The sequence below is a fragment of the Saccharothrix texasensis genome, assembly GCF_003752005.1.
In the GTDB taxonomy this organism is placed as follows: domain Bacteria; phylum Actinomycetota; class Actinomycetes; order Mycobacteriales; family Pseudonocardiaceae; genus Actinosynnema; species Actinosynnema texasense.
On record NZ_RJKM01000001.1, the window covers coordinates 8,268,239 to 8,288,544 of the forward strand.

Here is a 20,306-nt window from a genome sequence, read left to right on the forward strand (position 1 = left end):
GCCCGAACGTGACATGGCCCGGACGCGGCGCGGACGTCAGTCGAGGGCGAGCGGGTCGTCGGCGAGCGGCCAGGTCCACTTGTCCCGCTGGTCGTCGAAGAGCTGGTCGGGGATCGGGTCGACCGGCAGCAGCTCGTGCGGCCGGTGGCCGTCGGCGCAGCGGGCGAACGGGCCGGCCACCGGGTCCATCAGGGCACGCATGTGGGGGTCCACGTAGTGGGTCCACCAGTTCGCCATGCCCAACGCGGGGTCGAAGCGCAGGTTCTCCCACGCGCGCCACACGGAGTCCAGCCGGGAGAGCGCCTGGGCGTGCCTGAACCAGCTCGAGCACCACACCAGCCCCGACTCCGGTGTCGGGCGGGGGATGAAGTGGATGAGCCGGTCGGTGACGAACTCGGCGACGTTCGGGTAGAACAGCTCCGCCGGGCGGCCGACGCTCTCCTCGTCCCGCCGGATGTCCTCGGCCGACTCGTCCGGCTCCTGGTCGGGGTGCGCTGCCGTCATGGCCTCATGCTCCTCTTCTCAGCTGCACGTCGGCGGCCTCGGCGTGCCGGCCGACCCGGGTCAGGGCCGTGACGAGCGTGTCGACGGCCCACCGCAGGCTCGCCTGGTGCTCGTGGGGATCCCGGTCCACCAGACGGCGGTAGTGGCGAGCGGCCCGGCGGGCCGGCTCGACGGCGCGCGCGGCCTTGCGCACGTCGTGCCGTCCGCACAGGCTCAAGGTCCGCGCCAGCCAGGAGAGCAGGTGCGCGACCTCGGCCGGCGTCCGGTCGGGACGGTCGACCAGCGCCAGGCCGATCCGCTCCGCTTCGAGCGCGGTGCGCCAGGCGGCGGCCGGGGAACCCGCCATGGTCAACCCCCTGGCCAGTTGCAGGAGCGCGAAGCAGAGGGGCCACTCGTGGCCGTCGGGGTCCTCGGCGGACAGGTGGCGGAGCAGCCGCACCCGGTGCTCGGCGACCCGCACGGCGTCGGTGAAGCGGCTCGTCTTCAGCAACGCCTGCGCGAGGTCCGCGCAGATCATCGCCAGGTGCTCGTCCTGCCCCGCGTCCCGGTCCGGCAGCCCGTCTAGCAGGTCGTAGGCCTCCCGCAGCACGGTGACCGCCCGGTCCGCGGTCGACCACGCCTCGGCGTAGCTGGCGCCGAGGTCCTGCAGGCAGGAAGCCAGCTTCACGCGTCCCGACGCGTCGGCGCGGGCCAGCCGGCGGTAGATCGGCAGGGCGTGGCGCAGCACGATGCGCTCGGGGATCCGTTGGCCCTGCCTGCGGTACAGGTCGGCGAGGTCGCGCAGGGCGTAGGCGTACCCCTCCGAGTACAGGCTCGGGGCGTACTCGTGCAGTCGACGTCGGATGCTGCCCGCCAGGGACACGTACTTCAGCGCGTCCGTCGTGCGACCGAGGGCCGCGTAGGACTGCGCGAGCGCGAGGGCGGTGGCGGACTGGCTCCTCAGGTGGGTGGCGCTGAGCGGGACCTTCGCGCGCGCGTAGAGGGCGAAGGTCTCGGTGAAGTGCCGCACCGCCGCCTCGTGGTCGCCCGCGTCCGCCTCGAAGTAGGCGAGCGCGTAGATCGAGCCGGCCAGCCGGGGCACCTCCAGCCGGTGCGGGTCGTCCGCCGGCGCCCGCCGGTGCTCGATGGCCTCCTCGACGGCGTCCCGCGCGGCCGCGTGCTCCCCCCGGTCGAACCGGTCCCAGGCCAGGTTGTGCAGGATCGCGGCCAGCTCGGGCAGGTAGACCTCGGGGAGGTCGGCGGCCAGCGGGCGCACCAGGTCGATCGCCTCCTGCTCCAACGCGATCCCGTCGCCGGGGGAAGCCGTGCTGATCTCGACCGCCAGGCCGAGCAGGGTGCTCGCGAGGTCGCCGGCGTAGGCGTCGTGGTTCTCGCCCGCCAACCGGCGGGCGGTCGCCACGGCCTCCTCGTTCGGCGACGGACCCGTCGGGAGCCGCTGGAAGCGCCAGAGGTTCGTGCCCCGCTGCTCCAACGCGTCGGTGAGCAGCAGCGGGTCCAGGTCGGGATCGCGCTCCACGAGGTCGCGCGCCCGCCGGACGGCCTCGTCGGTGTACTCGTCGGACCTGGCGACCTGGTCGAAGCCGATCGTCTCCGGGTCGAGCTGCCAGACCACCTGCGCCTGGCCGATGAGCGCGCGCACCAGGCCGCGCTCGCGCTTGCCCTCCTCCCGCGCTCCCCCCGCCGCCAGCTCGCGGAACAGGCCGAGGGCCCGTTCGCCCGCCCGGTACGACTCGGTCAGCCGCCCGACGGCGCGCAACGCCCGCGACAGCACGAGCAGCGACTCGGCCCACTCCGTGCGGTGGGTCGGGGCGTCGCCGTGGGCCGGGACGTCACCGTGGGCCGGGACGTCGCCGTCGCCGGAGAGCCGTTCGCGGATCGCCGCCGCCTCACCGGCCGCCGTCACCGCGTCCGCCCAGTCACCGACCGCGAGGTGCCGCTCGGCCAGGTTGTGCGACGCCCAGGCGCGGTCGCGCAGCGCCGCCGGGTCGTCCCCGGTCGCGCGGCAGAGGCCGCTCAGCTCACGGGCCACGTCGAGGGCGTAGTCGCGCAGCACGTGGGATTTCGCCGGCAGGGCGTCCGAGTGGGCGCGCAGCACGGCGGCGGTCAGCGGTGCGTGGTCGGGAACCGCGCGCAGCACGGCGCGCAGCTGCCCGATCACCTCGCGCGCGTCGTCCGCGCGCCGCTCGTTGGCGTGGGCCACGGCCGCGCGGGCGAGCACGGTCAGGGTCTGCGACCGCTGGTGGTCCGGGGCTTCGGCGAAGTGCCTGGTGAGCAGCCCCGGGTGGCGGAGGACCTGCCGGGAGGCGTGGTACTCCCCGAGGCGGTCGGGTTGCAGCGCGCCCCAGTAGTGGCCCTCGGCGGGCGGGTACAGGTCCCGCAGCCAGCCGGTGACCTCCGCGACCAGCCAGCGCGGTTCGTGGGGCAGCACCCGCGCGATGGTCCGGAAGGCCTCGTCCTCGTCCGCGGCGGGGCACAGCACGGCCGTCGCCACGGCTTGGTCGAGCAGCCCCGGATCCAGCTCGCCGATGCGCCGCCGCTCGGCGGTGTCCAACCAGTAGACGCGCTCGTGCTCCTCCAGCAGCTCGGCCTCCAGCGGCCGTCGGTCCTCGCCCGGCGCCTGGCGCAGCAACGCGACCAGGGCCGCCATCTGCACGGTCAGCGCCGTTTCCGCCGCCGCGGCGGGGCGGGTGACCGCGAGCGCGTCCGCGAGAGCGGGCCAGTCGACGTCCGGCCGGCCGAGGCCGTCCGCCAGGCGGCGGGCGAAACCCCGTGCCGCGGCCCGGAACACGCGGTCGCGGTCCTCGGGCTCGGGGCTGAGCGCGTGCAGCTTGACCTCGGGCAGGTCGCCCGTCGCCTTGGCCGTCCAGGTGCCGAGCGAGCGGGCCAGCGGCAGCAGGCGCACGGGGTGCGCGGCCCGCTTGGTCTGCGCCCACAGCGTCCGGACCAGCTCGGGCCGGGACTCGGCGTAGTCGACGACCAGGAGCAGCGGGTGCTGGACGGCGCGCAGCGCCCGCAGGTCGCCCGGCTCGCCGCGCACCGCGCCGGTCACCCAGCCGTGCGCGCGGAGCCGCGCCATCAGCTGCCGGGCCAGCCGGGTCTTGCCCTGCCCTCCCGGGCCGGTGAGGACGCGGGCGGACGGCGGGCCGTCCGCCAGGCACCACCGCTCCAGGTCGTCGAGCAGCTCGTCCCTGCCGTGGAACGGCACCACCTCGGCGTCCGCGCGCAGCAGCATGGCCGGCGAGTGCACCTCCGTGGGCGTCGCCGGGTCCAGCAGGTCGGCGAGCTCCGCGGGTTCGAGCCGGGGGTCGACGCCGGTCGCCGCCCGCACGACCGCCCGGAAGTCGTCACGGGCGAGCAGGTCTTCGGCGGTGACGGCCGTCAGCCGCGCGCCGTGGCGTGGTCGGCGGTCTTCCTTCACCACGCCGAGCAGCAGGTCCGCGCCGTCCAGGAAAACGGCCGAACCCGACATCCCGGACCACGGCGTGCCGGTGTCCTCGTCCCGCCCGAACGGGCTGTGCGGGTCGAGGATCTCCAGGACGCCGCGGCCGCGCGGCCTGACCGTCCCGGCCAGCTCCTCCGGGGCCCGGACGCCGTCCTGCCGCTGCTGTCGGGGGAACCCCAGGGCGGCGACCGGCACCGGACTGCCCGCCGTCACGCACCGACCCCACCGCTGCACGCGGCGGCTGAGGTGTCCCCGCAGCGTCTTGGGCGGCGACCAGTCGGCGTCGGTGACCTCCACGAGAGCGGCGTCCAGCGCGGCGCCGCCGTCCCACCGCACCGCCGCGGCGAAACGCCCGCCCGCCGGGGCCGACGCCGGCGCGGAGACGGTGACGTCCGCGCCCGGCGCCAACAGGTGCGACGAGGTCAGCACGAGTCTCGGCGCGATGAGGTAGCCACTGCCGAAACGGGCGCCGTGGACCTTGACGACCTGGTCCTGCTCCATCGGGGCGGACTACTCCTGGTCGTCGCCCACGGCCACGTCCCCGCCGTCGCGGTGCTGCGGGTTCAGGCGCAGGGTCAGCCGCTGGGTGGACCGGTTCGTCCGCTCCCCGCGGGCGCTGGCCTCCACGACCCCGAACTTCAGCCCGCCGCCGCCGCCCTTGGCGCGGACCAGCTCGATCTCGAACTCCGCGGTGATCTCGCCGAGCACGAAGCGCAGCGGGGAGTCCTTGCCCCGGCGCTGCGCCTGGGAGAGCTGGTCCCGCAACACGTCGATGGCGTCCGCCAGGTCCAACCAGTCGTCCTCGTGCCCGTCCGACGCCATGCTCACCCTCCGTAACATTCCACCACTCGGGCGTATCGTAGCCGCCCGGGAGCGGATCATGGGCGAGTTCGGGAGGGCGGTGCCGTCCGGCCGCGGATCACGTGCCCGGGAAGATCGCGCTCCTGGTCTCGGTGATCATCATCCACTAGGTTGCCCGCCCAGGCGGAAGTTCTGGATCACCAGGGGTGACAGGTGGGCGAAACCGGTTCCGGCAACCATTTATCCGGATCTGCGACGAATGTGGTCCAGGCTGCGCAGGTGCATGGCGGGATACATTTCCACGAGACGGCCCGGAGCCTGCCCGCGCCCCGGCAACTGCCACCTGACATCGGCCATTTCACGAATCGTACCGAATATCTCGGTCGATTAGACGATTGGCTGGAGTCCCGAGAGGGCGATCCGGGCGCCGTGCAGATCGTGGCAGGCACGGGAGGTGTGGGCAAGACTTCCTTGGTCACGCACTGGGCGCATCGGGTGCGTGACCGCTTCGGCGACGGCGATCTGTTCGTCGACTTGCATGGCTATCACCCGAAAGGGCCTGTCGGTGCCGACGAGGCGCTGGGTGTGGTCTTGCAGGCCCTGAGCGTCCCGGAGGAGCGCATCCCGGACGGGGTCGACGCCCGTGCGGCGCTCTACCGGTCACTCCTGCACAACCGGCGAATGCTCATATTGCTGGACGACGCTTCGGCTCCGGACCAGGTCCGTCCCCTCCTGCCCGGAGGCTCGAGCTGTAAAGTCCTGGTGACCAGCCGCAGCCGGTTGGCCGGTCTCGTCGTGCAGAACGGAGCGCACTGCATGTCCTTGGATGTGCTGTCACCGGACCGGGCGAGCGAACTGCTGCGCCAGGTCATCGGACGACGTGCGGCGGACGAGCCGGAGGCGGTGGACCGACTGGCCGAGTACTGCGGCCATCTCCCGCTGGCACTCAACATCGCGGCATCGCAACTCCTGGTCAGCCCGGGGACACGGGTCTCGGACCTGGTCGACGAGCTTTCCGAGGAGAGGGACCGGCTCGATGTGCTCGTGACGCCCGGCGACGAGTCGACCGCCGTGCGACCGGTGTTCTCGCTCTCCTACCGATCGCTGGCGCCGCAGGTGGCCCGGGCTTACCGGCTCCTGGGGCTCTTCCCCGGCCGTGACATCGGGGCTGCCGCGGCTGCGGCCCTGCTCGGGCTTGAGCCGGGGCCGGCGCGGCGCGTGCTGGCCGAACTCACGTCGACGCACCTCCTGACCGAGAAGGACCACCGTCGCTACCAGATGCACGACCTCCTGCGCTTGCACGCGGGCGAGTGCGCGGAAGCCGACGAGCCGGTCGACGAACGCCGAGCCGCCATTCGTCGCACGCTGATCTGGTACGCCCAGGCCACGAAGGCCGCGGTGCGCGCCGTGATCCCGTACTTCTCCCAGATCCCGGTGACGCTGCCCGAAACGGGCGCGGCCGTTCCCGAGTTCCCCGACCGCGCCTCCGCACTGGCATGGGGAGATGTGGAACGCCCCAACCTCAAGGCCGCGGTCCAGCAAGCCTCCGACTCGGGCGAGCACGAACTCGCGTGGCAGTTGGCGGTCCTGATGTTCGGTCTGCTGCTGGTCCGCAAGCCCTACTCGGACTGGGTGACCACCCACGAGATCGGTCTCGAGTCGGCACGCCTGCGTGGCGAGACAGCCGCCGAAGCATGGCTGCTCACCAGCCTGAGCATCGCCGAGATCGGGCTGCGCCGACCCGAACGCGCACTTGAGCGGCTGGAAGCGGCGTTGCCGCACTGGCGTCGGGACGGCACACGCTGGGGTATCGCTTGGGCACTGCGCGACACCGGTGCCGCCTACCACCAACTCGGCCGGCACGCCGAGGCGATCGACCTGTTCGAGCAGGCCTTGGCGATGCACCTCGAGGACGGGGACAGCTGGGGTGAGGCGACCGCGATGTCCGGTCTGGCAAGGGCGCACGTCGAGACCGGTGAGCTGGACGCAGCGCTCACCGAGGCACAGCGCGCTCTGGAGATCAGGCGCTCGCACAACGACGAGCGCAACATCGGCAAAGCTCTGAACGACCTCGGTGCGGTGCGCCTCGCCATGGGCGACTTCGAGCAGGCCGGCAGGGACGCCGCGCAAGCGCTGGAGATCCTGACCGCGGTCGACTACTGGCCGGGTAAGGCGGTGTCGTACGAGTTGCTGGGCGACAGCCTCGACGAACTCGGAGAACCGGAAGAAGCGGCCGCCCGGTGGCAGGCCGCCATCGACTTGTACGAGCTGCTCGGTGACCCGCGTGCGGAAACCCTCCGCGGTCGGCTGTCGGGTTGACAGGTCGAGGCCGACGTGCGCGGTCCCGGCCGTGATCGGTCCGCGCTACGCGGATCTCGGCTCGGAGGGACCGCGAGCGCGGACCCATCCGTCGAAGTCCAGCGGCCGCGGCACGGAGCCCAGGGAGACCCGGGCGGTGTCGGGGGAGCGCGGCTCCAGGCGGAAGCGGGTGCACAGCAGGTGGGTCAGCAGCACCAGCTGGGTGGTGCCCAGGCCGGCGCCGATGCACGAGGTGGGCGCCCAGCCGAACGGCACGTGGTGGTGCCCGCCGGGGGGACGGGGGGTCGCCCCGGCCGACCACCGGTGCGGGTCGAACGTGTCCGGGTCGGACCAGTGCCGCTCGTCGTGGTTGACCAGGTACGGGCTCACCAGGTAGTGCCCGCCCGGGGCGAGCCGGTGGCCGCGGACGGTCAGCGGGACCCGCGCGCTGCGGGTCATCAGCAGCGGGGCCGACCACATCCGCAGCACCTCTTTCACGAACTGGTGCGCGAGCGGCGCGGACCTGGTGCCGGTGCGGTACAGCTGCTCGGCGGAGCCGGCCGCGAACTCCTCCGTCAGGGTGGCCACCCACTCGGGGCGTTTCGCCAGCTCGAACATCAGGCAGCTCGCGACCGCGCCCGGTGGCCCGGCGATCGCGGTCAGGACCGTCGTCACCGCCTCCAGCGCCCGGTCCGGGCCGAGGGAAGGCAGCAGCCGGTCCACGATCGGCTGGGTGAGGTCGACGCGGGCGCGCCCGCCGCGCGCCCGGCGGCGGATCTCCTCGCGCACCACCCGACCGGTGTGCAGCTGGGCGAGGACCGACCGCCACCGCTGCCGCCGGGTCTGGCCGCCGGGGCCCGCGTCGAGCCGGGTCAGCTTCGCGATCGCGTCCCGACCGAGCCATGCCTGATCCTTTGTGGACAGTCCGTCGAGCACGACGGGGACCAGGGAGCGGAACATCACCTCGTGCGCCAGCCACGTGAAGTCCACGTGCCGGTCGCGGCGGCCGTCCAGGACCGCGGCCATGCGGTCGGCCAGCGCGCGCAGCCGGTCCTCCCCGCTGAGCACCCGCATCTGCGACAGCCACAGCGACCGCACCTGCCGCCACGACACGGCCGGGCTGCGCCGGCCGCGGATCCGGTCGACGAACCGGTCGGGCAGCGTCAGGTCGGCGAAGTTCTCGGCGTTGACCCGGCTCGCCGCGTCGGCGTCGAACACCATCAGCCGTCCGCCGCCGTGCCGGAACACCCCGTCGTGCTCGGCGTTGGGCGCGCGCAGGTTCGCCAGCACGTCCGGGTCGTCGTGACCGGTCATCAGGTGCCTCCCCGGGGTGGGGAGCGCGCGGCCGCGCTCCCCACCCGCGCCGATCAGATGTGGTGGTAGACGTACCAGCGGTACTCGGCATCGCTCTTGCGGATGTTGAGCGCCACCAGCGCGGCGTGGATGATCTTGGCCATGGTCACCTCCCTCGACGGGTGCGGGCGCCGTTCGCGCGCAGGGTGAAATCCGGTGGGGCGAGCGCGGCCGCGATGTGCGGCCGGTGCCCGCGGGCCTCGACCCGCCACCCCTCGGCCGGCGGCAGCGCTCGCAGGACGTCCTCGACCACGTGCACGGCGAAACCGGCCGCCACGCAGGTGTGGGCGCCCCAGCCGAACGGGATGAACGCCTCCGCGCCCCCGTGCGGCACGCCCGCCGACCACCGCTGCGGCAGGAACTCGTCGGGGTCGGGCCAGAAGCGGCTGTCCCGGTGCACGAGGTAGCCGCACACCACCACCTCGTCCGACGTCGTGACCTCGGTTGCGCCCAGCCGGTGGGGTTCGGCGGGGAAGCGGCCGAAGTTCCAGGCCACCGGCCACAACCGCAACGCCTCGCGCACCACACCGGCCAGGTCGCCGCCCGCCCGGGGGTGGGCGCCCAGCAGGTACACCGACCAGCCCAGCAGGAACCCCGTCGAGCCCGCGACCGCGAACAGGAAGGACAGGAACACCTCCGCCAGCCGCGCCTGCGCCGTGCGCGAAGAGTCGGCCGGCGCCGCGGCGGCCAGGACGTCGAGCAGGTCGGCCGGCTCCCGCGCGTCCCCGGTGCGCCGGAGGGCCAGCTCGGCGACCAGCGCTCGGCGGACCCGGTGCCGCAGCACGGCCCGCGACCACGTCGACCGCCGGTCCCGCGCGCCGGCCAGGACGGCGTGCCGGACCACCTGGTCGACGAGCCGGCGCAGGTCTCCTTCCGGCGTCAGCACGTCGCGGAAGCACGTGTACAGCAGCAGGTTCCCCGCGTCCGGCCAGCGGCTGTCCGGGCCGATCTCCCGCTCGACGGTCGCCGCCAGCCGGTCCGACCGCGCGGCCCAGTGATCGCGCAGCAGGTTCCGCGCCACCCGGCCGATCTCCTGCTGCGCCGAACGCGGCCCGAAGACGCCGTTGCCGGTCCGGAAGAAGTCCGAATGCTCGCGGTAACGCGACCCCGTGTTGGCGAGAACGGCTTTCGCCTCGGCCGGTTCGGCCACGTAGAGCACGCCCGGCCCGCGCCGGAAGATGGGCCCGTGCCGGGCCCGAAGCTCGTCGAGCGTCTCCAGTTCGTCCACTTGTTCGCCCCGCCCGGCCGGTTTCACGCGGACCACAGCAGCTTCGCGCCGCGCGGGCCGCCGAGGCAAGCCACCGAATGGTCGGGTCTCTTGGCGCGACGACCGCGTTTCGCGCATCAGCCGTGGTCGTGCGTGGTGTGACATGGGTGCCGAATTGCCAGAACGCTGTGGCGCATCGGCTGATACGGCAATCGGATCAGTCGTCGCGGATGGTGTGACCAGCGGTTGCCACCTGGCTGACCCTCCGGTTAGGCTGAAGTCGGCCATCGGGCGATAAACCGAGGGGACGGTTGATTTTGCTCTTCTCCGCCGAAGGTTTATCCCGCTGTCGGACCGCGCGGTCGACGTGAATTCCACGCCCATTCTTCTCGACGTGACCCTGCGCGATGGCGGTTATTTCAACGACCACGGCTGGACCACGCGTGAAGCCGAGTCGATCGTGCGCGCGGTCGGGGCCGCCGGTGTGCCGTACGCGGAGATCGGGTACCTGCGGCACCGGCACGAGCCGAGCCGGCCGACGGCCAGCTGCCCGCCCGCCTACCTCGACGCGCTCGCGCGCGTGGCCGGGCGACCGGGCCTCGCCGTGATGGTGCGTCCCGGCGAGGCGCCGGTCGACCGCATCGCCGAACTGCCCGACCGGGGCGTGTCGATGGTGCGGGTGCTCGTCCCGGGCGGATCGGTCCAGGCGGCGGAGCCCTACGTGGCGGCGGCACGCGGAGCGGGCCTGGACGTGACGATGAACCTGACGCGGGTCAGCGAGCGCGATCCCGAGTCGATCGCGGTGGCCGCCAAGGACTGCGCGGACGCCGGCGCGCACATCGTCTACCTCGCCGACTCCAACGGCAGCCTCGATCCCGGCTCGGTGGCCGAGCGGGTGGGCGCGGCGGTCGCCGCGAGCCCCGTCCCGGTGGGCTTCCACGCCCACGACAACCTCGGGCTGGCGTTCGTCAACGCGACGACCGCGATGGCGGCGGGCGCGACCGCGGTGGACGCGTCGATCGCGGGCATCGGCAAGGGCGGCGGCAACCTGCGGCTGGAGGTCATCGTCGCGCACCTGATCGTGCGGCACGGCGCGGAGCTGCGGCTCGACCCGATCGCCGCCGACCGCACCACCTTGGCCACCCAGTTGCGGATGATCGCCGACGGCGCGGCGAAGACCGTGGTCAGCGGGCTGCTCGACGTGAACCTGGACGGCTCGGCCCACTTCTCCGACCTGGTCGCGACCGACGGGCTCGACGCGACGATCCTGGCGCTGACCGGCCGAGGGCGACCGCCGTCCGACCCCACCGACCACAACGGAGGTGCCGATGAGTGACTTCGTCGCCGAGCTCGACCGGATGATCGGCGCGCGGAAGAAGATGACCAGCGAGCTCTACCGGACGATCCTCGCGGGCAAGGCCACCCGGAGGCTGCTGCACGACTTCGTGCTGCACCGCTGGCCGATCAAGAGCTTCTGGACCCGCAACATCCTGGGCATCGCCTCCCGGGTCGAGGACCACCGGCTGCGCGTGCTGCTCGTGGAGAACATCTACGAGGAGGAGACCGGCGGGCTGTCGGGCTCCGGCCGCCACCTGGACACCTTCGCCGACTTCGGCGCCGCCGTCGGGGTCACCGCCGACGAACTGGCCCACGCGCCGGTCGTGCCGGAGACGGCGGCGGTCGTCGAGCACAACGTGCGGGTCTGCAACACCGGCGCCCACTTCACCCAGGGCGTCGCGTCGGTGCTGCTGCTGATGGAAGGCCAGCCGCCGATCGTGGACCAGGGCGGCAAGAGCATGCTCTCGGTGATGCGCGACGTCTACGGCCTGCCGGAGAAGGGGTACGAGTTCTTCGTGCACCACGCCTCGGCGGACGAGGGCGAGGACGCCGTCAGCGAACTGGAGGACGAGCACGCCGCCGCCGCGCGCGAGCTGCTCCGCCGCTACTGCGACACCCCCGAGCTGCGGCAGGGCGCGATCACCGCGCTGGCCGACGCGCTGGAGCTGCGGCACCGCCACTTCGACATGATCCTGCGGACGGCGTACGACCCGGCGGAGCCGGTGTTCCGCCACACCGCATGACGGGCCTGCCCGCCGACGGCCCGGTGGTCTGGCCGCTGGCCCACCACCGGGGCGCGCTCGTGCCGCGCGACGAGGCGACGTTGCCGGTCGGCAGCATCGCGTTGCGCTACGGCATCTCGGTGTTCGAGGGCATCCGGCTGTACCGGCAGGACCGCGGTGGCGTCGCGCCGTGGCTGCTCCGGCCGCACCTCGACCGGCTGCGCAACTCCTGCCGGCTCATGGGTCTCGACGAGGGCTGCGCGGCCGACGTGCCCGCGATCATCGACGAGCTGGTCGCCGCGCAGGGGATCGACGAGGACGGCTACGTCCGGGTCGCGGCGAGCGCGGCCAACAGCGGCGGCATCGACGAGGCCGCCGTGACCGCGCTGACGGTCACGATCACGCGGGCGGGCCGCAAGCGCCGGCCGGGTGACCACGAGGGCATGAGACTCGGCATCAGCGCGTGGCAGCGGCCGTCGGACGCGGTGTTCCCCAGCGCCGCCAAGAACATCTCCGCGTACGCCGGACCGCGTCTCGCGCTCGCGCAGGCCCGGCGCGACGGCTACGACTCGTGCGTGCTGCGCACCGCCGACGGGGTGATCAGCGAGGCTCCGACGGCCACCGCGTTCCTCGTCGAGGGTGGACGCGTCGTCACACCGAGGCTTTCCGACCACGTCCTGCCCGGTGTCACGCGGGCGTGGGTGCTGGCGACCGCCCCCTCGCTCGGCCACGAGGCCGTCGAGGACGCGGTCACCGAGGAGCGGCTCACCGCGGCCGACGAGGTCTTCCTGTGCGGGACGGGCCTCGAGTTCGGTCCGGTGCGCGAGGTCGCGGGCGTGCGCCTGTCCGGCGGGTCGCCGGGTCCGGTCACGAAGGCCTTGGTGGACGCGTACTTCGCGCAGGCGCGCGGCGCCACCGCGCCGACCGGTGTCGACCTCGGCCTGACGGGTGGCCGGTAGTGGGCGTCACCGGTCTGATCGACTGGCCGGCGGCCCTGCTCGCCACCCACGCCGCCGTGGCGCGCCCGGCGGACACCCGCCGGGCCACCGAGCGGGCGGTGGCCGCCGGGCCGGTGTTCCGGAACAAGGAGTTCCCGCTCTCGCCGGTCCCCGTGCTGGTCCGCGCCGAGCAGGCCGAACGGCTCGCCCCGCTGCTGGCGCGCTACGTCGAGCTGCTCGGCAAGGTCGTCGCCCTGTACCGGACGCGGCAGGACGTGCGGGACTTCTACGGGCTCGACCCGGCCGCCGACCGGTTGATCGCCGCCGATCGCGCGGTGGGCGACGCGCCGTGGGTGTGCCGGCTCGACGGCTACCTGGAGGCGGGTTCGGAGCGGCTGCGGGTGTTGGAGAACAACGCCGACTCGCCCGCGGGCACCCTGTTCACCGCGCGGATCAACGACCTGGTCGCGCGCATCCGGTCGAGTTCGCCGGGCGGGCTGACCTACACCGGCGAGCACCGCTTCCTCGACGCGCTGCGGGCCGCCGCCAGGGCCGCCGCCGAACGGGACGCGGGCCGCTGCGCCGACCCGTCGCACATCGCGGTCCTCCAGCCCGCGGGCGCCCCGAACGCGGAGAGCGTCGAGCTGGTGCGGTGCCTGCGCGCCGCCGGCGTGGACGCGTTCCTCGCCGACCCGCGCGCGATCGAGGTCGACGGCGACCGGGCGCGGTTCGCCGGCCGGCCCGCCGACCTGTGCTGGAACAAGGTCAACACGGTGTCCTGGGCGGCGTACCGCGGCGACCCGGCCTTCGTCGACCGGTGGGAACGCGCCGTGCGGGACACCGCGCTGGTGCACGTGAACCCGTTCGGCGCGCGGTACGTCGCGGAGAACAAGCTGACGCTGGCGCTCGTGCAGCAGCCCGGGTTCGCCGAGCTGCTCACCCCCGCGGAACGGGAGCTGGTCGCCGAGCTGCTGCCCTGGTCGCGCAAGCTCACCCCGGCGGCCGTCGACGACGACGGCCGCCCGCTGGCCGACCGGCTGCTCGCCGACCCGCGCGAGTTCGTGCTCAAGCGGCACTACGACATCAGGGGCGACGGCGTGACCATCGGCCACGACTGCGCTCCGGACGCGTGGCGCGAGGCCGTCGCCGCCGGGCTGCGCGCCGGTCACCTCGTGCAGCGGCGGGTGGCGCCGACCGGCTACCCGGTCGTCGAGGCCGGATCGGCTCAGGTGCAGGCCATGCCGATCAGCTTGGACGCGTACCTGTTCGGCGGCCGGGTGGCGGGCTTCGGGTCCAAGGCGAGCCGCCACGCGAAGATCAACATCTTTCAGGGGGGCCGGAAGTTGGCTGTGCACGTGATCGGCGGCGGCTCATGACCGACATCGGCCGCGGGCTCGCGGACTTCGGCACGTCGGCGGTCAGCGACGCGCTGGACGTCCTCGGCGTGTCGGGCGCGCTGTGGGGCGCCACCCGCCAATCCGGCTCGGGCACGGTGGCCGGTCCCGCGTTCACCGTCGCCTTCGAGCCGGTGGCCGAGGGCGAGCGCGCCGCCGCCGCGGACTACCTCGACGACGTGCCGCCCGGCTCGGTCGTCGTGCTCGCCAACGGCGGCCCGCACTGCACGGTGTGGGGCGACATCCTGACCGAGGTCGCGGTGGCCAGGGGCATCGCCGGGACCGTGATCGACGGCTACTGCCGCGACGTCGACGGCATCCGCGCGCTCGGCTACCCGGTGTGGGCGCGCGGCGCGTTCATGCGATCCGGCAAGAACCGCGTGCGCATGGTGGCCGCGCAGCAGCCGGTGACCATCGGCGCGGAGGACGACCGGATCACCGTGCGCCCCGGCGACCTCGTCACGGCCGACGGGAGCGGTGTCGTCGTCGTGCCGGCCGGCCTCGTGGCCGAGGTGGTCGCCACCGCGACCAGGGTGGCCGAGGTGGAGGCCGGGGTCCTCACCGCGGTGCGGGCGGGAGTGCCGCTGCGGGTCGCACGAGCCGACCACGGGTACCACGACGTCGCGCGGCGGACCACGGAGGCGACGTCGTGACCGGCCTCGTCGAGCCGCCACGCGGCAGGATGGCGGGTATGCGACTCACCGCCCTGCTCGTCGCCGTGTTCGCCACCCTGCTGCTCGTGCCCGTCCCCGCCCCGGCCCACCCGGCCCGGTCGACCGACGCGACCTTCCACAACGCCGCCGACACCCCCGGAGCGGACCCGTTCGTGCTGTTCGACGGTCCCAGCGGCCACTACTACGCCTACTCCACGGAAGGCGCCGACCCCGGCTACCACTTCGCCGTCTACCGCTCGCCCGACCTCGCCACCTGGGAGCACCTGCCTGGCGGCGCGCTGCGGGCCGGCCAGGACGGCGACTGGGCGCACGACTGGTTCTGGGCGCCCGAGGTCTACCACAACCCGGTGACCGGCCTGTACTTCCTGTTCTACGCGGCCAGGATGAACCGCGGCGTGGCCGAGCACTTCGGGCACGCCGACTTCGAGGAGCCGTGCAAGGTGGGCGTCGCGGTGTCCCGCTCACCCGCGGGACCGTTCCGCGACATCGCCGAGGCGCCGCTGGACTACCACCCGTACGACCCGGCGTACCACGACGTCAACCTGATCATGGACGCGGCGCAGAAGAAGCCGCCGGCCACCCTGGCGGAAGGCCGGACCGCCCCGCTCGGCACCTACATCCCCTACATCGACCCGAACGTCTTCTTCGACGCGGACGGCCGGATCTACCTCTACTTCTCCCGCAACGCCTACCGCAACTGGGTGTGGGACCACGACCTCGGCAAGTACGTCGAGGAGTCCAACATCTACGCCGTCGAGCTGACCGGCGACTGGTGGCGCGACCCCACCGGCCGCACCATGCCGGCGATCGCGCCCGAGTACCGCGACCGCAACCGGGCGCCGGGCGACCTTCCCGGCGTCCGCAAGGACGGCTACGTCCCGGTCCTGGACTACGGTTCCGACCCGCAGGAGTGGGAGAACGCGCACGTCCACGACCACGCGGGCTCGGGCGGCGCGAAGAAGGACCGGCGGTGGGCGGAGGGCTCGACCACCGTCAGGACCGTGGACGCGAGCGGTAACCCCCGCTACTACCTGACCTACTCGGCCAACAACTACGAGAACGAGTTCTACGGCGTCGGCTACGCGACGGCCGGCAGCCCGCTCGGCCCCTGGCGCAAGAGCGCCGCGAACCCGGTGCTGTCCCAGGACCCCGCCCAGGGCCTGTACTCGACCGGGCACGGCAGCGTCATCGGCTCACCGGACGGCACGCAGCTCTACTACGTCCACCACGGGCGGCCGTCCACCACGTCCTCCCGGGCCCTGTACACCTCGCGCCTGCACCTCGGCGACGGCCTCTCGATCGACGCGTCCACCTCCGACGAGCCGCTGCCATCGGGCGTCGGACCGCTGCGGCTGCGGGCCGACGACCCCGTGCTGCGCCCGCGCGCGGACGGCTCCGCGACCACGGCGGTCGACGTCCGGAGCGCTCGCGGGGCCGGTTTCGACCTGACGAACCCGCAGAACCGCGTCCGCGCGGTGCTGCGGCCCGCCGACGCGGGCACCGTCACCGTGCGGGGCGACCGGGTCACCGTCACCCCCACCGGCCACCGCCCGGCGCTGCTCACCGTCGTCTACCAGCGCCGGCGGGCCGACGGCGGCTACCGCGACGTGGCCGACACCGGACCTCACGGCACCGTCCCCGTCCAGGTCACGATCCCCGTGGTGGTGCGCCGCTGAGCGGTGGCGCGGCCTCCTCCGAGGGGCCGGTCAGGACCGGGCGCGGCGGGCGTTCTCGACGATCGCGTCGATGATCGTCGGCCACGCGCCGGGCGGGAGGTCGTGCCCCATGCCGGGGATGAGCAGGAGCCGGGCGTCGCGGATCGCGGCCGCGGTCGCCTCGCCGCCTGAGTGGTGGCACATGCGGTCCGCCGTCCCGTGGATGACGACCGTCGGAGCGGTGATCCGCGCGAGCTGGTCGGTCCGGTCGCCCGCCGCGCGCACCGCCTGGTACTGCCGGCGCCTGCCTCCCCGGTGGTCCGGGTCGCGGCGGAACGAGAGCGCGGTCGCCCGCCTGATCTCGTCGACGTCCTGCTCGAAGCCGGGGGAGCCGATGGTGCCGAACAGCCGCACCCGCCGCTCGACGGCCTGCTGCTCGGTGCGGGCGCCCCTGGAGAACAGGTGGCGGAGCAGCCACGGGGAGGTGCGACCCTTGCCGCGGCGGCCGGTGGTGGACATGAGCGATGCCAGGCTCAGCACCCGCGAGGGGTGCAGCGCGGCCGTGACCTGGGCGATCATCCCACCCATCGACGCTCCGACCAGGTGGGCGCGGCTCGCGCCGAGCGCGTCGAGCAGCCCGACGGTGTCGGCGGCCAGGTCGGCCAGCGCGTAGGTGGCCCCGGGCAGGTGGGTGGAGCGGCCGGCGTCGCGGTTGTCGAACCGGACGACGAAGAAGCCGTGCTCGGCGAGCCGCCGGCAGAACTCGTCGGGCCAGTGCACGAGCTGGAACCCCAGGCCCATGATCAGCAGCAGCACGGGCCGGTTCGAGTCGCCGAAGGTCTCGTAGCAGAGCTCGACGTCGTTGACGGGGACGATTCGTGCCTCGCCGCCGGCAGCGTGATCTCGCATGGGTGTTCCGCCGTTCAGGGGTGAGCGCTCCGGCCGTGCCGGTGTTGCGGCCGTCGAACCCGATGGTGGCACACCGGCCGCAGCCGGCTCACATCCGGTCGATCTGCGGGGCCAGGTGCGTGACGATGGTGTCGATGGTGGGGAAGTCCCAGGCCAGCGTGGGCTCCACGAGGATTCCCCAGCGTTCCTCGATGTCCACGCACAGCCCCATGGCGTGCACGGAGTCGAAGCCGAGCGAGCGCAGTGCCACCCCGGTGCCGACCTGCGACGGCGGCAGCCCCAGGTACCCCGCCACCGCGTCGACGAGCCAGGCCCTCAACGACTCGTCAGCCACGGTCCGCCTCCGAGGCGGCGACGACGCCGGCGACCGCCGGGGTCAGCTCGCGGTGCAGCGCCGCCAGCCCGCCGCCGAGGAACAGCTCGCGCATGTGCCCCCGGCGCACCTTGCCGCTCGTGGTGTGGCGGACGGTGTTCGAGCGGACGACCACGAGGCTCACCGACACGCCGAACTGCTTGGTCACGGGGTCGAGCACGGCGTCGGCGAACGCGACGGGGTCGGCCTGCGCGGCGCGGCGCATCTCCTGCACCAGCACGACGTGCTCCTCCGCATCGGCGGACCGCACGCCGAAGGCCGCGCCCCGGCCCGCGTCCGGGTGCGCCTCCCGCGCGGCGACCTCGATGTCCTGCGGGTACAGGTTCCGGCCGCGGACGATGATGAGCTCCTTCAGCCGGCCGGTGACGAACAGCTGCCCGTCCAGGAGGAAACCCAGGTCGCCGGTCCGCAGCCACCGGCCGTCCGGGCCGGTGACGAACGTGGCGCGCGTCGCGGCGGGGTCGCCGTGGTAGCCCGCGGCCAGGCTGGGCCCGGCCACCCCGATCTCGCCGATCGTGCCGTCGTCCAGCACGGCGCCGGTGACCGGGTCGACGACGCGCACCCGCATGTCGCCCGGCTCGCCGCACCCGACCAGCGGCACCCCGTCGGCGTCCGACGCGGGCACGACCTCGCCGGCGGCCAGCGACGCCGGGGTGAACGAGCGGACGGTCGGCCCGCGCCCCCGTGACGTGCAGGTGACCACCAGGGTGGACTCGGCGAGCCCGTAGCCGGGGTTCAGCGAGGTGCGGCGGAACCCGACCGCCGCGAACCTGTCGACGAACGCGTCCAGCGTGGCGATCCGGATCGGCTCGGCGCCGCTGACCGCCATCGTCAGGCAGGACAGGTCGAGTCCGGCGAGGTCCGCGTCGTCGACCCGGCGGGTCGCCCACGCGTAGCCGAAGTCGGGCGCCACGGTCCAGTCCACCCGGTGCTCGCTGATCGCGCGCAGCCAGCGGATCGGACGGGCGATGACCGCTTCCGGCGAGAGCAGCACCAGGTCGGCTTCCGCGTGCAGGGCCTGGAGCTGGAGCCCGACGAGTCCCATGTCGTGGTGGTGCGGCAGCCAGCCGCCGATCCGCCGGACGGGGACGTCGCCGCTGATCTTCCGGAACAGCTCCAGGTTGTGCGTCAGGCTGCCGTGGGTGACCTCGACGCCACGCGGCCTGCTGGTCGACCCGGAGGTGTACTGGAGGTAGGCGACGGCGCCGGCGTCCACCTCCGGCGGCTCCCACGAGTCGGGGCCCTCGGCGGCGGTCCGCGCCGACAGGCCGCCCAGCACGCCCACGTGCGCCTCGTCGGTGAGCACCAGTCGCGCACCGGAGTCCTCGATCAGCCGGTCCACCCGGTCCACCCGCGAGGCGCCCGACAGGGGCAGGGGCGCGGGCACCGCCACGGCGCCCGCGTACAGGCAGCCGAGGAACGCGACGAGGAAGTCCAGTCCGGCGGGGTGGAGCAGCAGCACCGGTCTGCCCGCCATCCCCGACTCGGTCAGCCAGGACCCCACGGCCCTCGCCCGCCGGTCGAGCTCGAGGTGGGTCAGCTCGGCCGCCGGACGCCCGTCGGCGAGGTATGAGACCTTCCGGTCGGTGCGCGGGCGGGCGCGGAAGCGGGTGACGAAGTCCGTCATTCGGGCAGCCCCTCGCGGGTGTACCAGGAGATGAGCAGGTCGAGGATCCGAGGTGTGACGGGTGGCGGCTCGGCGTCCGCGTGGGACTCGAACCCGTACTCGTGGCGCAGGTAGGGGGACGTGAACTTGCACCGCATGTTCACGATGGCCTCGAACCTGCTGAAGGGCTCGGCCTCGACCTCGGCGGCGGTGACGGCGACCAGCTCGACGGGCAGGTGCGCGGAGATCGCGGCGAACAGGTCGGTCACCGGCACCGCGGTCGGCGGCACGAGGTGCCGCACCGGCCGGTCGAACGGGCCGTCCGCCAGCGCCAGCAGCCGGTCCACGGTGCCGTCGACGGGCGTCAGGTGCAGGGCCGCCCTCGGGTGGCAGACGAAGCGGACCCGTTCGCCGGGGGTGCGCCTCGCGAACAGCGCGATGACCCGGAGGAAGTCGTACATGCCGAGGTCCGTCAACGCCCGGCCGGTTCCGGAGTGGCCGACCATGACGCCCAATCGGGCGACGAGCACGTCACCCCTCTGTGCTAACCCGGTCTGCGAAAGCTCTACTTCGGCGACCCTTTTAGAGTGCTCGTAGTCATTTCGAAACTCGGATGGGTGACCATAATCAGGCCATTGCTCGAACGCTCTACCCTCAGTGGTGCCGTGTTGGTAGGCGGTGCTCACGTGGACGTACCGGGAACCGGGTTTCGCGTGCCCGGTGAACGCGGCGACGGCGTTGGCCGAACCGACCACGTTGACCGCGTGCAACTCCGCCTCCCGTCGCGGGAAGAACGTGATGAGGGCGGCGCTGTGCCAATACGTGCACGGTTCGGCGAACACGTCGGCGGCCGATATGCCGAGGTCCGGTTCGGCCAGTGAGAACGAGCTGACCTGCACCTTCTCCACCAGGGCGGGGTTCAGGTGCAGCGTGGTCAGGGCGTCGGCGACCTTCCTCCGGACGACTTCCCCGTCGGCCCGCGCCAATGCGGTCACGGTGTCGCCGCGAGCCACCAGGGCGCTGATCACATGGGAAGCCACAAAACCATTGGCTCCATCTACCACATGGTTAGCCACGCGGCAACCTCACCGT

17 protein-coding genes are annotated in these 20,306 nt (G+C 73.4%); 7 read left to right on the plus strand and 10 right to left on the minus strand.

Features of this window, described 5'->3' with window-relative positions; translation table 11 throughout:
- Positions 1 to 36 precede the first annotated feature (36 nt).
- From EDD40_RS37155 to EDD40_RS37165, 3 genes are read right to left on the minus strand one after another with little or no spacing between them, the layout of a single operon-like run.
- Positions 37 to 504, minus strand: a complete 468-nt coding sequence (locus tag EDD40_RS37155) for a DUF4913 domain-containing protein (protein WP_123747018.1) — start codon at positions 502 to 504, stop codon at positions 37 to 39.
- A 4-nt stretch (positions 505 to 508) separates the two neighbouring features.
- Complete coding sequence (locus EDD40_RS44535; protein WP_123747019.1) at positions 509 to 4,447, minus strand: trypsin-like peptidase domain-containing protein; 3,939 nt, start codon at positions 4,445 to 4,447, stop codon at positions 509 to 511.
- Positions 4,448 to 4,456: 9 nt separating this feature from the next.
- Positions 4,457 to 4,768, minus strand: a complete 312-nt coding sequence (locus EDD40_RS37165) for a trypco2 family protein (RefSeq protein ID WP_123747020.1) — start codon at positions 4,766 to 4,768, stop codon at positions 4,457 to 4,459.
- 192 nt (positions 4,769 to 4,960) lie between these two features.
- Between EDD40_RS37165 and EDD40_RS37170 the strand changes: the two genes are divergently transcribed.
- On the plus strand, positions 4,961 to 7,066 hold the full coding sequence (locus EDD40_RS37170) for an ATP-binding protein (RefSeq protein ID WP_123747021.1): 2,106 nt from the start codon (positions 4,961 to 4,963) through the stop codon (positions 7,064 to 7,066).
- A 45-nt stretch (positions 7,067 to 7,111) separates the two neighbouring features.
- Here EDD40_RS37170 and EDD40_RS37175 read toward each other — a convergent pair whose 3' ends face one another.
- The 3 genes from EDD40_RS37175 to EDD40_RS37180 are packed head-to-tail and all read right to left on the minus strand — an operon-like array spanning position 7,112 to position 9,626.
- Positions 7,112 to 8,359 carry a cytochrome P450 gene (locus EDD40_RS37175; RefSeq protein ID WP_123747022.1) on the minus strand — a complete coding sequence of 416 codons (1,248 nt, stop codon included), beginning with the start codon at positions 8,357 to 8,359 and terminating at the stop codon, positions 7,112 to 7,114.
- A 53-nt stretch (positions 8,360 to 8,412) separates the two neighbouring features.
- Positions 8,413 to 8,502: a hyalucidin A family RiPP precursor gene (locus tag EDD40_RS44980; RefSeq protein ID WP_459178536.1), complete on the minus strand. Its 90-nt coding sequence runs from the start codon at positions 8,500 to 8,502 to the stop codon at positions 8,413 to 8,415.
- 2 nt (positions 8,503 to 8,504) lie between these two features.
- Positions 8,505 to 9,626: a cytochrome P450 gene (locus EDD40_RS37180; RefSeq protein ID WP_170185345.1), complete on the minus strand. Its 1,122-nt coding sequence runs from the start codon at positions 9,624 to 9,626 to the stop codon at positions 8,505 to 8,507.
- 373 nt (positions 9,627 to 9,999) lie between these two features.
- On the opposite strand from EDD40_RS37180, the gene EDD40_RS37185 reads away from it, so the two are divergent.
- Genes EDD40_RS37185 through EDD40_RS37210 form a run of 6 tightly spaced genes read left to right on the plus strand, consistent with a single transcriptional unit; the run spans position 10,000 to position 16,347 of the window.
- Positions 10,000 to 10,941 (plus strand): beta/alpha barrel domain-containing protein, encoded by a 942-nt coding sequence (locus EDD40_RS37185; RefSeq protein WP_170185346.1) that lies wholly within the window; start codon positions 10,000 to 10,002, stop codon positions 10,939 to 10,941.
- The gene (locus EDD40_RS37190) at positions 10,934 to 11,686 is read left to right on the plus strand and encodes an iron-containing redox enzyme family protein (RefSeq protein ID WP_123747025.1); all 753 of its coding nucleotides are present in this window, start codon (positions 10,934 to 10,936) and stop codon (positions 11,684 to 11,686) included. Before EDD40_RS37185 ends, EDD40_RS37190 begins: the two co-directional genes overlap by 8 nt.
- Positions 11,683 to 12,624 (plus strand): aminotransferase class IV, encoded by a 942-nt coding sequence (locus tag EDD40_RS37195; protein WP_123747026.1) that lies wholly within the window; start codon positions 11,683 to 11,685, stop codon positions 12,622 to 12,624. The genes EDD40_RS37190 and EDD40_RS37195 overlap by 4 nt, the downstream gene beginning before the upstream one ends.
- Positions 12,624 to 13,979: a hypothetical protein gene (locus EDD40_RS37200; RefSeq protein ID WP_123747027.1), complete on the plus strand. Its 1,356-nt coding sequence runs from the start codon at positions 12,624 to 12,626 to the stop codon at positions 13,977 to 13,979. Before EDD40_RS37195 ends, EDD40_RS37200 begins: the two co-directional genes overlap by 1 nt.
- A complete protein-coding gene (locus EDD40_RS37205; RefSeq protein ID WP_123747028.1) occupies positions 13,976 to 14,650 on the plus strand; it encodes an RraA family protein in 675 nt (224 codons plus the stop codon). Before EDD40_RS37200 ends, EDD40_RS37205 begins: the two co-directional genes overlap by 4 nt.
- A gap of 38 nt (positions 14,651 to 14,688) precedes the next feature.
- Entirely contained in the window at positions 14,689 to 16,347 is a 1,659-nt protein-coding gene (locus EDD40_RS37210) for a glycoside hydrolase family 43 protein (RefSeq protein WP_123747029.1), read from the plus strand.
- Between the two features lie 30 nt (positions 16,348 to 16,377).
- Here the strand turns inward: EDD40_RS37210 and EDD40_RS37215 are convergent, their stop codons facing one another.
- The 4 genes from EDD40_RS37215 to EDD40_RS37230 all read right to left on the minus strand — a co-directional run bounded on the left by EDD40_RS37215 (position 16,378) and on the right by EDD40_RS37230 (position 20,290).
- Positions 16,378 to 17,235 carry an alpha/beta fold hydrolase gene (locus EDD40_RS37215; protein WP_123747030.1) on the minus strand — a complete coding sequence of 286 codons (858 nt, stop codon included), beginning with the start codon at positions 17,233 to 17,235 and terminating at the stop codon, positions 16,378 to 16,380.
- Between the two features lie 88 nt (positions 17,236 to 17,323).
- Positions 17,324 to 17,569 (minus strand): acyl carrier protein, encoded by a 246-nt coding sequence (locus tag EDD40_RS37220; protein ID WP_123747031.1) that lies wholly within the window; start codon positions 17,567 to 17,569, stop codon positions 17,324 to 17,326.
- Complete coding sequence (locus EDD40_RS37225) at positions 17,562 to 19,235, minus strand: fatty acyl-AMP ligase (protein WP_123747032.1); 1,674 nt, start codon at positions 19,233 to 19,235, stop codon at positions 17,562 to 17,564. The genes EDD40_RS37220 and EDD40_RS37225 overlap by 8 nt, the downstream gene beginning before the upstream one ends.
- Entirely contained in the window at positions 19,232 to 20,290 is a 1,059-nt protein-coding gene (locus EDD40_RS37230) for an SDR family oxidoreductase (RefSeq protein ID WP_123747033.1), read from the minus strand. Before EDD40_RS37230 ends, EDD40_RS37225 begins: the two co-directional genes overlap by 4 nt.
- Positions 20,291 to 20,306: the final 16 nt, after the last annotated feature.